The organism is Sphingobium limneticum, assembly GCF_008710165.1.
In the GTDB taxonomy this organism is placed as follows: Bacteria; Pseudomonadota; Alphaproteobacteria; order Sphingomonadales; family Sphingomonadaceae; genus Sphingobium; species Sphingobium limneticum.
The window spans coordinates 1-15,202 of the sequence record NZ_VYQA01000039.1; the positions used below are offsets into that span (position 1 = coordinate 1).

At 63.1% G+C, this 15,202-nt stretch carries 17 protein-coding genes; all 17 read right to left on the minus strand.

Annotation, left to right across the window (positions count from 1 at the left end):
* Nucleotides 1-473: 473 nt before the first annotated feature.
* Nucleotides 474-920, minus strand: a complete 447-nt coding sequence (locus F4U95_RS23610; protein ID WP_150426911.1) for a hypothetical protein — start codon at nucleotides 918-920, stop codon at nucleotides 474-476.
* Nucleotides 921-1,113: 193 nt separating this feature from the next.
* Nucleotides 1,114-1,335 carry a helix-turn-helix transcriptional regulator gene (locus F4U95_RS23615; protein ID WP_150426912.1) on the minus strand — a complete coding sequence of 74 codons (222 nt, stop codon included), beginning with the start codon at nucleotides 1,333-1,335 and terminating at the stop codon, nucleotides 1,114-1,116.
* Entirely contained in the window at nucleotides 1,328-1,687 is a 360-nt protein-coding gene (locus F4U95_RS23620; protein ID WP_150426913.1) for a DUF736 domain-containing protein, read from the minus strand. The genes F4U95_RS23615 and F4U95_RS23620 overlap by 8 nt, the downstream gene beginning before the upstream one ends.
* Nucleotides 1,684-1,905 carry a DUF2274 domain-containing protein gene (locus F4U95_RS23625; protein ID WP_150426914.1) on the minus strand — a complete coding sequence of 74 codons (222 nt, stop codon included), beginning with the start codon at nucleotides 1,903-1,905 and terminating at the stop codon, nucleotides 1,684-1,686. The genes F4U95_RS23620 and F4U95_RS23625 overlap by 4 nt, the downstream gene beginning before the upstream one ends.
* 12 nt (nucleotides 1,906-1,917) lie before the next feature.
* Complete coding sequence (locus F4U95_RS23630; protein WP_150426915.1) at nucleotides 1,918-3,219, minus strand: TraB/TrbI/VirB10 family type IV secretion system protein; 1,302 nt, start codon at nucleotides 3,217-3,219, stop codon at nucleotides 1,918-1,920.
* Complete coding sequence (trbG, locus tag F4U95_RS23635) at nucleotides 3,216-4,193, minus strand: P-type conjugative transfer protein TrbG (protein ID WP_150426916.1); 978 nt, start codon at nucleotides 4,191-4,193, stop codon at nucleotides 3,216-3,218. Before trbG ends, F4U95_RS23630 begins: the two co-directional genes overlap by 4 nt.
* Nucleotides 4,190-5,038 (minus strand): conjugal transfer protein TrbF, encoded by an 849-nt coding sequence (gene trbF / locus F4U95_RS23640; protein WP_150426917.1) that lies wholly within the window; start codon nucleotides 5,036-5,038, stop codon nucleotides 4,190-4,192. Before trbF ends, trbG begins: the two co-directional genes overlap by 4 nt.
* A gap of 6 nt (nucleotides 5,039-5,044) precedes the next feature.
* Entirely contained in the window at nucleotides 5,045-6,379 is a 1,335-nt protein-coding gene (gene trbL / locus F4U95_RS23645) for a P-type conjugative transfer protein TrbL (RefSeq protein WP_150426918.1), read from the minus strand.
* Nucleotides 6,380-6,390: 11 nt separating this feature from the next.
* The gene (trbJ, locus tag F4U95_RS23650; RefSeq protein ID WP_150426919.1) at nucleotides 6,391-7,113 is read right to left on the minus strand and encodes a P-type conjugative transfer protein TrbJ; all 723 of its coding nucleotides are present in this window, start codon (nucleotides 7,111-7,113) and stop codon (nucleotides 6,391-6,393) included.
* The gene (gene trbE, locus F4U95_RS23655; RefSeq protein ID WP_150426920.1) at nucleotides 7,110-9,608 is read right to left on the minus strand and encodes a conjugal transfer protein TrbE; all 2,499 of its coding nucleotides are present in this window, start codon (nucleotides 9,606-9,608) and stop codon (nucleotides 7,110-7,112) included. Before trbE ends, trbJ begins: the two co-directional genes overlap by 4 nt.
* Nucleotides 9,602-9,904 (minus strand): VirB3 family type IV secretion system protein, encoded by a 303-nt coding sequence (locus F4U95_RS23660; RefSeq protein ID WP_150426921.1) that lies wholly within the window; start codon nucleotides 9,902-9,904, stop codon nucleotides 9,602-9,604. The genes trbE and F4U95_RS23660 overlap by 7 nt, the downstream gene beginning before the upstream one ends.
* Nucleotides 9,904-10,200, minus strand: coding sequence for a TrbC/VirB2 family type IV secretion system protein (locus F4U95_RS23665; RefSeq protein ID WP_211364039.1), 297 nt, complete (start codon nucleotides 10,198-10,200; stop codon nucleotides 9,904-9,906). Before F4U95_RS23665 ends, F4U95_RS23660 begins: the two co-directional genes overlap by 1 nt.
* 36 nt (nucleotides 10,201-10,236) lie before the next feature.
* On the minus strand, nucleotides 10,237-11,229 hold the full coding sequence (gene trbB / locus F4U95_RS23670; RefSeq protein WP_211364038.1) for a P-type conjugative transfer ATPase TrbB: 993 nt from the start codon (nucleotides 11,227-11,229) through the stop codon (nucleotides 10,237-10,239).
* Nucleotides 11,226-11,627 (minus strand): ribbon-helix-helix domain-containing protein, encoded by a 402-nt coding sequence (locus F4U95_RS23675; RefSeq protein WP_150426923.1) that lies wholly within the window; start codon nucleotides 11,625-11,627, stop codon nucleotides 11,226-11,228. The genes trbB and F4U95_RS23675 overlap by 4 nt, the downstream gene beginning before the upstream one ends.
* Nucleotides 11,628-11,642: 15 nt before the next feature.
* Nucleotides 11,643-13,682 carry a conjugal transfer protein TraG gene (locus F4U95_RS23680; protein ID WP_150426924.1) on the minus strand — a complete coding sequence of 680 codons (2,040 nt, stop codon included), beginning with the start codon at nucleotides 13,680-13,682 and terminating at the stop codon, nucleotides 11,643-11,645.
* 170 nt (nucleotides 13,683-13,852) lie between these two features.
* The gene (locus tag F4U95_RS23685) at nucleotides 13,853-14,581 is read right to left on the minus strand and encodes a hypothetical protein (RefSeq protein ID WP_150426925.1); all 729 of its coding nucleotides are present in this window, start codon (nucleotides 14,579-14,581) and stop codon (nucleotides 13,853-13,855) included.
* Between the two features lie 3 nt (nucleotides 14,582-14,584).
* Nucleotides 14,585-15,034 (minus strand): hypothetical protein, encoded by a 450-nt coding sequence (locus F4U95_RS23690; protein ID WP_150426926.1) that lies wholly within the window; start codon nucleotides 15,032-15,034, stop codon nucleotides 14,585-14,587.
* Between the last annotated feature and the right edge of the window lie 168 nt (nucleotides 15,035-15,202).

Sequence of the window (15,202 nt, forward strand, 5' to 3'; positions counted from 1 at the left end):
CCGTGCTCGCTCCCTGCGCCAGCACAATCTCAACTTCACGCAGCTTGCCGATGATCTCTTCCGGCTTGTGCTTCTTGCTCGGCATTCAATGTCCCTTTCATGGTCCAGACTATCATAGTCTCTGGGCCACTCAGCGGGGGGCAGATCAGAACGTGCGGTGTTTCAGTTAAGGCCGCTCCTCAGGCGAATATCAGACCACATCAAAGAGCAAATTCATTCTGGTGTTCAAAAGGTTGCGGATGACGCTGGAGTGTCAAAGGATGATTTGTTGCTTCCGGCCTCAGGCCACATTTGCGTGAGGATGGACATGGGCTTTCCTGTCCACAACGGAACAAACCGTCCCCCAACGACACCTATTGGTTCAGACTAGGCTGATAATAGCTGCTTTCAGCACTTCGCAAACAACACTTGAACGACCGATACTGGCGCTAGACCGCCGGTTAGAGTATCTGCTGGAATACCGTGGTCGCAGGTCAAACTTGGGAAAGTTCGGTGTCAGAGCAGAGGGCTTTGAACACACGTGCGCACAGGTGCGGCACATCGTGCAGCCGTCCGTCCGGCGTTTCCACAACCACGGCCTCCGGCATGTCAGACCAAGTTACATTGCCCTCGAAATAAGACCCGTCGTTAAACGCCGAGCCTTTGCCTCTGACCAAATGCTCAGCACGCAGCCCTACCAACTCAGACTTCGGATGGCGGGTCAACTCTACGTGCTTGCCTGCGTTGGCAATCGCCCGGATCGTGTGGAAGTCCGGGAACTTCGCCGCGATCTCGTCCGCGATCTCATGTGGCTTTCCGCCCCGCACGTGGGCCACCACATCAGCAAAATGGTACAAAATGATGCAGGTCGCAATTGCGAGGTCGTAGGCGGTTGGCTCCGCCTCAAGGCGACGGCAGAGAGGCTCTGCCAGTTCGGTCATGTACACTTGAGGATTCGAAAAGGCCATGACTAAGGTATACTCGGATCCGGCCAACTATTCCACCGTGCAGCATCACCGCCGTTCCAATCCCGTCAGCTACGATGTCCGCTTTCAGGATATTGGCAGGATTAATCTTATGACCGAGATGGGCGCTTTTCGGCCTGGAGCGAGGCAAGGCTCCGAGCTAAAAATCTCAGATCGATCGCTTTTTGCCTTCAAACCCGTCTTTTACATCCGCGATCCAGCTGACTATCTCACGTTCGCTCCAGCGAGAGGCAAAGGGTGAGATTTTGTAGGGCGGAGGGAAGCGTCGTTCCGAGATCAGGCGATAAATCATCGACTTTCCTAGGCCGACGCGCCGCATTACCTCATCCAATCTCAGCAATCGCTCCGGAACTTGCTCAGCTTCAGCCATCCAGATCCTCCCAGGTCGGTTGGCTGGATGGCGCGTTCCTGCTACAATCCATGATCAGGCTTGCGCAGTCGGCTTCCGCATCTGGAAAGAGGAAGGCATCAAGCGGACAAAGCGGATCCTCGATTCGAAGGCGCAGATAGGTTCGCAAGGGCTGCTTGCGGGTCTCGTTTTCCCATGCTTCCCCGATGTGCTGCCATCCCAGCATGATGCGGAAAACCGGCGCATTACAGCTTCCACGATCATCGTTCGGCACCAAACGGATCTGTCGCCGAATGGTAAGGGTGTTGATTTCGCCTTCCCAACCACCTTGGCGGCTATGCTTTAGCCGGCCGATCACGATGTATCGCCTCATGGCCCTCCCTCCCCGTCCTTGCGCGCCTTGGCGAACGCCCGGTCGCTGGCAAGAAATGCGTCCAGCATAGCTGGTAGGAGGTCCGCCATCTCGGCCTTGTCGCCATAGCTGCGATTATAGATGATGGTGTAATCGCCGAGCGCCCGCGCCAGGTCGGGGGTGACAGTCAGCGTGATCTTGATCGGCGTGCGATCGGGCAGTTTTGCCAGTTTGAGCATGGTTTCCTCCTTTCAGCGGGTGCCGCTCCACGGCCGTAGGGTGATGTCCTTGTGGACGACGATGCGCAGCGGCCAGCCGGGGCGGACCGTGATCGTGGGCTGGATGTTGAGGTTCTTTGAGACGATCTGCTGACCAGCCTGATTGGCCGATTGCTGTGTGGACTGGCGGAGTGCGCGGACGAGATCGCTTTCGTCACTGCCGAGCGAGAGCTGCGTGCCGACGCCCAATAGGGTCGATAGCGCCACTCCTTTCAGAAGTTGCCAGCTGTGCAAATCGACCTTGTCGGCAAGGCCCGCATAGCCGGCCGTATCGGTCGCTGGCAGATTGTCGATCTGGATCGAGCTGCCATCGGGCAGGATGATGCGCTGCCATGCGAGCAGCGCTCTTTTCTGACCGAACGCAACGACACTGTCATAGCTGCCGATCAGCCGGGAGCCTTGCGGGATCAGCAAAGTTCGGCCCGTTACCGTATCAAACACAGGCTCCGTCACCTGCGCGACCACCATGCCGGGCAGGTCCGAGTTAATTCCGGTGACGAGACTGGCGGCAATGATGCTGCCCGCCATTAGCTGATAGGGTGATGCCGGGGTTTCGAGCCGGTGCGCGCTGGCCGTTCCCCCTGTTGCCTGCTGCGCCATGAAGTCGATCTTGCGCTGCTGGTTGTTCTGGTCCTTATCGGGATCGAGAGCCAGACGCCCGGCCTCGCCGGTAGTCGCTGGTTGTCCTGCAACGGCGGTCCCGGCAGCATCCGCGCTGGAACTGGTTACGCCACGCGCCGATGATTGCACCATCACGCTGGCCTCACGGGCCTGATGCGCCTGCGATGCGATCCGCTGGCGTTCGGCTTCGGCGGCCTGGTCGGCGGCAGTCGGCGCCAGATGCCCGGCAACGGAACCATCGCGCTGATTGGCGAGCCCACGCTGATGCTCAAGGATCGGACGGCCGAGGTCGCCCGGCAGCGGTGGACCCAGCACCGGCGTCCCGGCTTTGACCTTGCTATAATCGCCGGGCAGATCGGCAACGGCGTCGGCCGGCGTGCGGCGGTCACTGATTGCCTTCTCGCTACCCGCCTCAACGATGTGCAGCGCCTTCGACCCGAGCGCCATCCACGTCATGCCAGCAATAGCCAGCGAGCCGAGCGCCGCCCCACCTATGATGACGCCGCGCCGGAAACGGACGACGCGGCGGGGACTGGCACGCAGCACCAGCCCCTCTGGTGCGACCTTCTGCGGCGGCGCCGCCGTCTCCGGTCCTACGGCAACGACATCGTCCGCCTGTGCGCCGTTGGCGGGAGAGTTTTCGCCCGCGCTCACTTTCGCTTCCCCTCGACCCCAGCATCGGTCCGACTGATGCGGACGACCTGCTGCGGCTTTTCACCAAGACGCAGTTCGGCGGCACCAAAGAGCCGATCGACGATGTAGTGATTGCCGCTGACGCGATAATTGACGAGCTGCCTACCGCCACGCGGGCCGACGACGAAGAGCGGCGGGGCCTCACCCTGGTCGAGCCGGGCCGGAAACTCGATATAGACCTTGCGGCCGTCGTCCCACGCCCGGATCGGGCGCCACGGTGGATTGTCGCCGGAGATGGCATAGGCAAAACGCAGGTCCGCCAGCTCAATGTCGGATGCGATCGGCGTCGCCTGCTCGGCAAGCTGGTTCTGGCGTTGCAAGGCCAGGAGCCGATCCTGCGGATAGGTCCAGCTGATCGCTGCCATCGCGGTGCGGTCGGTACTTTCCAGCGCCAGATGATAGGCGCGCCGGTCGGTCGCGATGACCATGTTGGTGACAAGCCCAGAGGCAAAGGGCTTCACCAAGACATGCACACGGGCATCTTCGCCTGAGCCGCTGGTGGTGTCACCGATGACCCAGCGCACTGTATCGCCCGCCGAGACGGCCAGCAGCTTTTCGCCGCGCTGGAGTGCGACATCGCTGACCCGCTCCGGCGCGGCATAAAGACGATAGAGCGCCCCATCGGTCCAGGGATAGACCTGCATCGCGTTGATATAGCCCGCGCTCGATGGCTCGCGGGTTGCCGCTCGGTTCGCAGCATCCACCCGCGCGGTTGGCGCGCCGGTCTCCTTCGTCGCGGACGGCGATGGCAGCATCTGTCCCGGCAAGGGCAGCGGCTGCGGAACGGTGACGATCTCCACCGGCTTGGGCGGTTCCGCTTCACGGGTAGCAGGCTGGAACCGTGTAGCATCCAGCGCGATTGCCGGAGGCGGCGTCGCACCGGCGCAGGCGCCAAGGGCCAGGAGAGGAAGCGGCGGCAGGGACAAACGGATCATGGGCGATCTCCCTTCTCATCGGTGGTGGGGACTGGTGCCGGGGCGACTGTCGGCATGGGAATAGCCGTCGGCTCGGTTGGAAGTGTTGCATCGTCGGCGGTCGGCAGATTGTCCGTCGGCACCTGAGCACGACCAGCCTGCCGCGCTTGATTGGATGGCTGGGCGTCCAGTTCGCGCGCCCAGTCGATGGCGTTGACGAACAGGCCGAGCGGGTTCTTGCGCAATGCGTCGGCGGTCTTGGGCGGCTGCATGATGACGGTCAGCATTGCCGTCCAGCGCTCGGTCTTGGAAAGGCTGCCGCGCTCGAAAATGCTCTCGGTCCATTTGACCTGGAAGCTGTTGTCCGATGCCCGGACCACGCTCGTCACCTGCACCGATACGCTGCGCTGGCCGATTCCGGCGAACGGGTCATTGGATCGCGCATAGTCATTGAGGAAGATCGCCGCCCGGTCGGTGGCGAAATCATAGGCATCGAGCCAATTGCGCTTCACCAGCACTGGATCGGTCGAGACCGAGCGGACGTTGGAAATGAATCGGCCCAGATGCCAGGCGATCTGGCCATCGGTCGGCCGGTAGTTCTGAATCGCCGGAGCAACGCTGCGGGCTTCGCCGAGCCGATCTACCTCCACGACATAGGGCGCAACCCGGCTTTGCATCGACTGCCAGACATTGGAGGCGATCAGGATGCCGGTGAAGCCCAGACTGGAAAAGGCCACCAATCGCCAGTTTCGCGCCTGCACACGGGCCGAACCTAAGCGTTCATCCCATAGCTGCCCGGCGCGCTGCCACGGGGTTTCCGGCGCGGGCATCTGCCCGTAGCGCTGGATGGATCGCTTGAAGATCATGGCATTTCACTCCTTTTCGCTGAGGTCGGGATTGGCGGAGCCGCCGGGACGATCGCCGTCCTTCACGGCTTGCATCGCCATGTGCCGGTGGTGCCGGGCGGTCTGCTGGGACCGGAGGCTCTGCGCCCAGGCCGGTGCCGGATCGGATGGTGCGGTGTTAGCGGAGGGCGCGGCAGGAACCGGCGATGTCCGTCCAGCATTCCACGCGGCCTGCTGCCCTGCGGCGGCGCTGGCCTGCACGGGGGCGGCAATACGCGCCGCACCCGCTTTCACCGTCTGCGATGCCGCACCGTCCGCTGCGGTCGCGATACCGCCGAGGCCTGCGCCGATGCTTGTGCTGCCCGAGGTCTCCTGCCCCAGCTTGTAGGCGGTCGAGGCCGCCGAACCCATGGCCGTACCCGCGCGGATCGCGCCCATGCCGCCGCGCCCGGCCATCATCGCGCCGCGTGCGCCGAGCAAGGCGGCACCGCCGGTCATGATCGCAGCGCCTGCCGCCGTGCCGATCGCGGCACCCGCACCAAGTTGCGGCGCGCCGGATACGAGACCGGAGGCAATGCCAGGACCGAAGATGCCAAGCCCGAATAGCGTCAGCGCGCCCATCAGCAGGGTGAGCGCTTCGGCGATGCCGGGATCATCCCCGACAAGGTTCGTCATCTGGTCGAAATAGTTGGTGCCAATGCCGATGATGACGGCGAGCACCATCACCTTGATGCCTGACGAGACGACATTGCCCAGCACCCGCTCGGCGAGGAAGCTGGTCTTGTTCCAGAGTGCGAACGGCACGAGCACGAAGCCTGCAAGGGCCGTCAGCTTGAACTCGACGATCGTGACGAAGAGCTGGATGGCGAGGATGAAGAAGGCCAGCACCACCAGCAGCCAGCAGATCAGCAGTACCGCAATGGCGAGAAAATTGCCGAAGAATTCGGGAAAGCCCATCAGATCGTTGACCTTGGCAATCAGTGGATAGGCAGCCGTAAACCCGGTGCCAGCGATCCTGCCGGGATGAAGGAGATCATCAGCGGAGAGGCCACCGCCGCCCGCCGTGATGCCCAGCCCCGAAAAACTGCGATAAACGATGTCGGCAAGCCGCGAGAAATTGCCGAGGATGTAAGCGAAGGCCCCGACATAGAGGACTTTCTTGACCAGTCGCCCGAGCACGTCCTGATCGTTATCCAGCACCCACCACAGCGCGGCGAGCGTAACATCGATGCCGATCAGCACCGTGGTCAGGAAGGCGACGTCACCGGACAGCAAGCCAAAGCCGCTGTCGATATAGGTGAGGAAGGTGTCGAGAAAGGCGTCGACAATATTGAGGTCGAGCCCGCCGATGTCGGGGTCCATCGCCTGTGCTCCTAGCGGCGGGTGTAAAGGCTGGAGGTGCCGATGAAGCGGCGGCTCTGCTCGCGCGCAGCCTCCATCGCCTGCTGTTCGCGGGCACGCTCCAGTGCATCGGCGCGGTATTGCGCCGCCATCATCTGCTGGATCTGAAGCTGCTGGCGGGTGGAGAGCGCGATCAGCTGGTTGGTCGCCTGCCCGACCTGAAGGCTGCCAGTGGCCGACTGGCTCTGACTGACCAGTTCGGTCAGCAGCGTGGCGTCGGATTGGATATTCTCCACCACCTGCGACTGCACCCGCATGGTCTGGCGGTAGCCCTGCATCGATGCCTGATAGCGGGCACGCGCCTGCGCGATGATCTCGTTGGTCGAGAGTGCCGTATCGAATGCCGCGGGGAATTGCTTGCGCAGGGCTTCGTCGGTGGAGGCAAGATCGAAGGCGATGCCCTCGGCCTGATTCATCAGCGTGCCGATCCGCTGCATGGAGCGGCTGATCTCGCTGAGGGACGAGAAGTCGAGCCGCTGGAGATGCTTGCCCATATTGGTCAGTATCGTCGCCTGATTCTGAAGCGCCTGGATCTGATTGTTGATCTGCTGAAGCGCACGCGCGGCGGTCAGGACGTTCTGCGCATAGTTGGAGGAATCGAACACCAGCAGCGCATGGGCCGGTGTGACGGGCATGACGGCAGCAGTCACTGTGGCGGTGGCGGCCATCAGGGTGGCGAGAAGACGCGATTTCATAGATCAGGCTCCGTTTGCTTGGGGTGAGAAGCGGTCGCGACGGGATCGGCCCCGACATCGGCAGCGGGCACGGCTTCGAACCCGGCGAGCAAAGCCGCTGCCCAGTCGAGCCCACGGGCCCGCAGGAAGGCTGCGGTGAAGCCATCGCGCCCATGCTCATCGAGCAGCCGGTCGATCAGCTTCTGCCTGTCGGGATCGGAGGCACTGCACAGCGCTAGAGCGATCGGCCCCAGCGCGAGTTCGAACAGGCGGTTACCGGCGCGCGATTGCAGGTAATAATGCCGCTTTGGGGTCGCGCGGGCGATCAGCTCGATCTGCCGCTCGTTGAGACCGAAGCGCTCATAGGCAGCACGGCCCTGCGGTTCGACGGCCCGATCGTTGGCGAGGAAGATGCGCTGCGGGCAGCTTTCGATGATGGAAGGCGCGATGCTGCTGTCGGCGATGTCGGCAAGGCTCTGGGTCGCGAAGATCACGCTGACATTGCGCTTGCGCAGAACCTTCAGCCATTCGCGGATGCGCGCAGCGAAGAGCGGATTGTCGAGGAAGACCCAGGCCTCGTCGAGCATCAGCAGGGTCGGTCGCCCGTCGAACCGCTCTTCCAGCCGATGGAAAAGATAGGTCAGCACCGGAGCGACCGCGCTCGCGCTGTGCATCAGCGCCTCGGTCTCGAAGCACTGAACATCACTCAAAGCCAACGCATTCTCGGCAGCATCGAGAAGGCGACCGAACGGACCTTCCAGGATATAGGGCATGAGCGCCGCCTTCAGCGCATTGGACTGGAGCAGGAGGCACAGGCCGGTCAGCGTGCGCTGTTCGGGCGGGGCGCCGGCAAGATTTGTCAGCGCCGACCATAGCGCTTCCTTGATCTCTGGCGTCACTTCCATGCGCTCGGCGGTAAGCAGCGCCGCGATCCATTCCGCCGCCCATGTGCGTTCTGCATCATCGTCGATATTGCGCAGGGGCTGGAATGCCAGCGCATCCCCCGTTTCGCCGCCGCTTCCCAAGGCATGATGCTCGCCGCCCATCGCCAGCACGGCGGCACGGGCGGACAGGCCCTTGTCGAAGACATAGACTTGGGCACCGGGATAACGGCGGAACTGGAGCGCGAGCAGCGCCAGCAGCACCGACTTGCCTGCGCCGGTCGGCCCAACGATCAGCATATGACCGACATCGCCGACATGAGTGGACAGGCGGAACGGCGTCGAACCGCTGGTTTCGGCATAGAGGAGTGGCGGTCCGCCGAGGTGCCGGTTGCATGCAGGGCCAGCCCAGACCGACGACAACGGCATCAGGTGCGCCAGGTTCAGCGTATGGATCAGCGGCTGCCGGACATTGGCATAGACATGACCGGGCAGCGATCCGAGCCAGGCTTCGACCGCGTTTACGCTCTCGCGGATGCAGGTGAAGCCCAGACCGTTGACGATCCGCTCGACTATGCGGACCTTTTCCTCGGTGCGTCCTCGATCGGCATCGCTGACGGTGATGGTCGCCGTGTAATAGCCGAAAGCGACATGGTCGCCGCCAAGCGCCTGAAGCGCGAGATCGGCATCGACCACCTTGTTGTCCGCATCGCTGTCGGTCAGCGGGACCGGCTCGTTCATCATCACCTCGCGCATCAGCTGGGCGATGGACTTGCGCTTGTTGAACCACTGGCGGCGGATCTTTGTCAGCGCCTTGCTCGCTGCCGTCTTGTCGAGCGCAATGAACCGGGTCGCCCAGCGATAGGCGAAGTCCTGATGGTTGAGGGCGTCAAGAATGCCGGGCCGGGTGGCGTTGGGAAATCCCAGCACGGTGAGGGTGCGCAGATGCCGGTCGCCCAACATCGGTTCGATCCCGCCCGACAACGACGTATCGACCAGCAGGCCGTCGAGATACATCGGCGTCTCCGGCAGTCCGACAACGTGGCGCCGGGGCGAGATGCAGCCGTGCAGGAAGGTCAGCGTCTCGCTATCGTCGAGCGCTCGAACCTCTGCCATGAAGCCGGAAAGCAAGTCTTGCACCCGGTTGGTTTCAGCGATGAAGGCCCGCAGTTCCGTGCGCCAGTCACGATCCTGCTGGGGCGCATCGCGTTCCAGCAACGCGCGCTCGGCACGGCTGACTTGATCGGCGGGCGGCAGATAGCAGAGCGTAAGATGGGTGCGGCTCTCAAAATGCTGCCCCTTGCGGCCGTCGAAATGGCTGCGCCGCTCCTCATCGACCAGCCAGGAGGCCGCATCGGGGAATGGGCTATCGGGATAGTCCATAGCCTCGATCCGTTCGGCATCGAAGAAGAAGGCCCAGCCCGATCCGAGGCGCCGGAGCGCATTGTTGGCACGGGCGCAGACCGAGAGAAGTTCGGCTTCGGTCGCGCTTTGAAGATCAGGACCGCGAAAACGCAGCGTGCGCTGGAAGCTGCCGTCCTTGTTGAGCACGACGCCCGGCGCCACCAGTGCGGCCCATGGCAGATGGTCGGCCAGCCGGTCGGCCGTGCCGCGATATTCCTTGAGGTTCAGCATGAAAGATAGGCCTTCTGCCGGAGGTGGCGGGCCAGCACGGGCGCGAAATCGGGATCGCGCTTGGCCGCGAAGACGGCGAGGCTGTGTCCGGCGAGCCAGAGCAGCAGGCCCGCAATCCACTGCTGAAGGCCCAGCCCCATCGCAGCGGCGAGCGTGCCGTTGAGGATCGCGATACCGCGCGGCGCGCCACCAAGTAGGATCGCCTCGGTCAACGAGCGATGCAGCGGCACCTCGAAGCCGTCGATGTGTCCATTGGCGATATGCCCGCCGCCGGCGATGGAACCGGGCCCGGCCATCAGACCAGCGCCCCGCCGCCGAAGCTGAAGAAGGAGAGGAAGAAGCTGGAGGCGGCAAAGGCAATCGAAAGACCGAATACGATCTGGATCAGCTTGCGGAAACCGCCGGAGGTCTCACCGAACGCCAGCGCCAGGCCGGTGGTGATGATGACGATCACCGCGACGATCTTGGCAACCGGCCCCTGAACCGACTCCAGAATCTGCTGGAGCGGTTCCTCCCATGGCATACCTGAACCCGATGCCATGGCAGTGACGGGCAGCAGCAGGGCGGTAGCGATGAGCGTAGCGCGCGACATGCGCGCGGGGACGAACGGACGTGATACGGACATGGATCAGTCTCCAATGCTGTGGGGGATGACGAGGTCGGTGACGGCGTAATCGCCGTCGGCATCGAGCCCGCCGACCTCGGCAACGGTCTCGATCCTGCGGCCGGTGCCCCGGCCGGAGATGAACACCACCATGTCGATCGCTTCTGCGATCAGGCGGCGCGGTACGGTGACGACACTTTCCGCAACCAGCTGTTCGATGCGGTAGAGCGCGGATCGCGCACTGTTGGCATGGACGGTGGCGATGCCACCGGGATGGCCGGTGTTCCAGGCTTTGAGCATGTCGAGGGCTTCGCCGCCCCGGACCTCGCCAACGATGATGCGGTCGGGTCTCAACCGCAGGGTCGAGCGGACGAGATCGGCCATCGTCACGGCGCCGGACTTCGTTCGCAGTGCCACTGTATCGGGCGCCGCGCATTGCAGCTCGCGCGTGTCCTCGATCAGGATCACCCGCTCGTCGAGGTTCGCCATCTCGGCCAGCAGCGCGTTCGCCAGCGTGGTCTTGCCCGACGATGTGCCCCCCGCGACAAGGATGTTGCGCCGGGCGACGACGGCATTGGCGAGCACCCCGGCGACTTCGGCGCGCATGATGCCGTCGGCCAGATAGTCATCGAGGCGGTGGATGCGGGCAGCCCGCTTGCGAATGGCGAAGCATGGCGCCGACGCTACCGGCGGGAGCAGACCTTCGAAGCGCTCGCCGCCCGAGCCGTCCTCATGGATTGGCAGTTCCGCACTGATGATCGGCGCATCGGCATGGACTTCTGCGCGCACATGGCTGGCGACGAGACGCACGATCCGCTCTGCCTCGGCCGCTTCCAGCCGGGCGCTGGTTTCGATCCGGCCTTCGCCAAGACGGTCGAGCCGCAGCACGCCATCCGGGTTGACCATGATCTCGATGACAAGCGGATCGGCGAGCGCGGCAGCAATAGCCGACCCCATAGCGGTTCGCAGCATGGCGCTGCGACGGTCGCGTGACTGTGCCCCAAGCGCGCCGCTCATGACGGCTCACCATCGCCAGCCGGAGTGTCGATCGACCGGCCAGTCGCAAGCTGCCGGCCCACCTGATCGACGAAACGGCGGAAGCGCTCGCGCCCGACCGCCTGTGCGGCCTTGTCCGCTTCGGGCAGCGGCGCAGTTACGGTCAGCTGATAGCGGACGAACAGCGACAGGGTTTCCAGCAGCACGGTCGCGTCGCGTTCGATTCGCCCCAGCTGATTGCTGATCCGGTCGAGCCGGTGCTTGAGCAGGTCATCGACTTCGCGGGTGGCGCGGCGATTGAGATATTCGCGTAGGGCGTCGGAGATGATCGCGGACTTCGACGTGCCAGGCTTCGATGCCAGCATGTCGAGCCGGGCGGTCAGTTCCTCGTCGAGATAGAGATGATGGCGTGGCTTCACTGCCGTTTCTCCCCGTCAGAAGTTCGGCAGCAGATCGTCGCCGCGATCCGCACTCTCGTTGATGCCATAGGCACGCTGGACCGGGTTCAGATTGCGCAGACGGTCCATGGCGCGTCGGTCGGCGACCTCGTCGCTCTCGTCGTCGGTGCCGGGGGTGGCATCGCGCTCCGTCTCAGCCGGAGCCGGGGTATGTTCTTCGGCCAGGCCGGGATGGCGTTCCTGCTGAAGACCGCCCTCGGCTTGCGCAAAAGCATCGATATCGTCCGTCGATGCAGCAGCGAGGCCATCATGGGGACTGCGCGTTTCACTCCCCCAGTCGTCGGCGCGGGGTTCCGGCCGGTCCTGATACGGGCCATTCCCAAGTACTGGCGGCGGCATCACGCGCGCGGCGAAGTTGCGATCCTCATAGTAGCGCAGCTTCTTTGCCCGGATCGGTGCCAGTCCGGAAACCATCACCAGTTCATCGGCAGGCGGCAACTGCATGACCTCGCCAGGCGTCAACAGCGGCCGTGCCGTTTCCTGCCGCGACACCATGACATGGCTGAGCCAGGGCGCGAGACGATGCCCGGCATAATTGCGCTGGGCGCGCAGTTCGGTCGCGGTGCCGAGCGCATCGCTAATCCGCTTGGCCGTGCGTTCGTCGTTCGAGCTGAAGGCGATGCGGACATGGCAGTTGTCGAGGATGGCGTTGTTCTCGCCATAGGCCTTGCTGATCTGATTGAGGCTCTGCGCGATGAGATAGGCGCGGATGCCGTAGCCGGCCATGAAGGCAAGTGCGGTCTCGAAGAAGTCGAGACGGCCCAGTGCCGGGAACTCATCCAGCATCATCAGCAGCTGGTGCTTGCGGCTCTTGCGTGGATCGCCTTCCAGCCGCTCGGTCAGGCGACGACCAATCTGGTTCAGGACCAGCCGGACCAGCGGCTTGGTGCGGGAAATATCCGAGGGCGGAATGACGAGGTAGAGCGACACCGGCGCCCTGGCATCGACGAGGTCGGCGATCCGCCAGTCGCAGGCGGATGTCGTCTGCGCCACGGTCGGATCGCGGTAGAGGCCGAGGAACGACATGGCCGTGGAGAGCACGCCGGACCGCTCGTTCTCGCTCTTGTTCAGCACTTCGCGCGCCGCGCTGGCGACCACGGGGTGGACCTGCGGATGCTCGCGCGTGCCCAGATGGTTGGTCGCCATCATACGGCGCAGAGTGCTCGCAAAGCTGCGCTGGGGATCGGAGAGAAAGGTGGCAACGCGCGCCAGCGTCTTTTCTTCCTCCGCATAGAGAATATGGAGGATGGCCCCTACCAGCAGTGAATGGCTGGTTTTCTCCCAGTGCGAACGCCGCTCCAGCGCGCCTTCCGGGTCGACGAGAATATCGGCGATGTTCTGTACGTCGCGCACTTCGTCCGCGCCTTTGCGGACCTCCAGCAGCGGATTGTACCGTGCCGAGCGCGGCTCGGTCGGGTTGAACAGCAGGCAGTGTGAAAAGCGCGACCGCCAACCGGCGGTCAGGGTCCAGTTCTCGCCCTTGATGTCATGGACGACGACGCTGCCGGTCCAAGACAGGAGAGACGGCACGACAAGGCCAACGCCCTTGCCCGAGCGGGTCGGCGCAAAGGCCATGATGTGCTCGGGACCGTCATGGCGCAGATAATCGGGGCCGAGGCGACCGAGAAAGACACCGGCATCTCGGAGCAGGCCCGCACTGGCGATCTCGCGCCGCGATGCCCAGCGCGAGGAGCCATAAGTGGTGACTTGGCGGTTCTGACGCGCGCGCCATAGCGATCCGGCAATGGCAGAGGCGCATCCAAGAAAGCCGCTGACCCCGGCCAGTGCGCCAGCCTTGTCGAAGACCTCCGGCGCATAAGCCTCATAATGATACCACCAGCCAAATAGCTGCCATGGGCGATAGACCGGGATGCCGAACGCGATCGTCCAAGGCGCACCGAGCTGTGCCTGATATCCTAGCATGGCGGCCGCCCATTGGGTCGCGGCCCATACGCCCAACAGGACGATCGCGAAAACGACGAAAATCTGCCCGACAAGCAACTTGGTAGGGGTCATGTGCCTTGGCTCCGACTCGCGAGCCGGCATGGCGGCGCGAGGAGGACCAAGGGTGGATCAGTGCCACGGTGATGCGTTAGGTCGGCTTCGCGTCATCCAACCCGTTCAAGGCACATTTTCGATCTTACCGCTCAGCAGGTGCTGGGTGGGTCAAAACGACCCGCAGGCTTTTAGCCAGACGCATTCACGAAATAGAGATTGCAGGTATCGTTCCCTTGCACCTGGTCCGGCATCTCTTCATCGATGCGAAGGACAAGGGCGCTACAATCATCGAGATGCTCAGTATCGCGAGCAGCGCCACGGCCAAGAAATTCGATCTGTCGTTCCGCACTGAGCAGCGCCCAGAAACCATCGGTCGCAAGGATCAGATCGCTGTCCGGTTCGAATGCAAAGCCTGTCACATCAGGCGCCATGAAGCCACTCGTTCGAAAGCTTCGCGTTATGCGGTTTCTCAACGGCGAGACTGCTATTTCCTCGATAGCAATATCGCGCACTGCGTTGGCCAGCGTATGCGGGGCTACCCTCCAGCTGATCGCGGTCGCACCATAGCGCAGGCCAGCCAGACAATCTCCGGCATGTATGAGATGGGCGGCTCCCCGCCGATCGAATAGCGCGATCATGACGCTCGCGGAGTCTTTCCTGAAACTCGCCGCCAGTTCCCGACGGATATCACGAAGGCGCTCGATGATCTTGTCAGCTGTCACCCCCTGCTCGCCGACAAACCAGTCAACCAGGCGACGTGTCGCAGCGCGCGCAAAGCTACCGCTATCCAGTCCCGATGAGGAGCCATCGAACAGGACACACAAGGCCGCTTCGTCCTGGATCCCTATACCGCAGCAGTCGCGGTTATCTTCTGTATGCGGCCCCTGTGTGCTGTGCCAGGCGATGATGATCCCCATGGATCAGCCCTCGCCATGGTAACCGGCAAGCGCCTCGATCCGACTCCGGACAACATCTTCCCGCCCGGAAGAGCCGCGAATATTTCCATCCAGAAAGGAGTCGAAATATTCATGTGCCTGAAGGTCGCGAAGTTGTTTGGCGATAAACGTTCGAACGTCGTCGTCGGCCTCGAGAACCTCGGCAAGGAGCTCTTCACGTCCATCTATCACGAGCAGGACATCTTCAAGATCGTGACTTCTCAGCGGATCATTGCCGCCGCGACCGAGATAGGCCTCCAATTTCGTTGCAAGGAAATAGGGAGCGGTGAGATGTTTGATCTGCAGATCCGGCGTCAATGTGGCGGTCACGGCGGTCTCGATACCGCGCGCATACCATCGGTTCGTGAAACCGAGCAGTGCCGCATCGTCAGGCATGAAATCGACCTTGAGCTCGCCAAGGCGCATCCGGCACATGAGGCCGTCCTCGGAAGCGACCTTAACAGGCTGCGGAAAAAGGGTTGGCAGAGCCGGCCATTGGCCTCGCTTTCGCCGTTTTCTAGCCCAAGGCGTCAGTCATTCTGGGAGGTAACCTTCCAGAATCCGGTCGTTTTTGACCGGCCTCGGGCGCTATGAGGCGCAGGC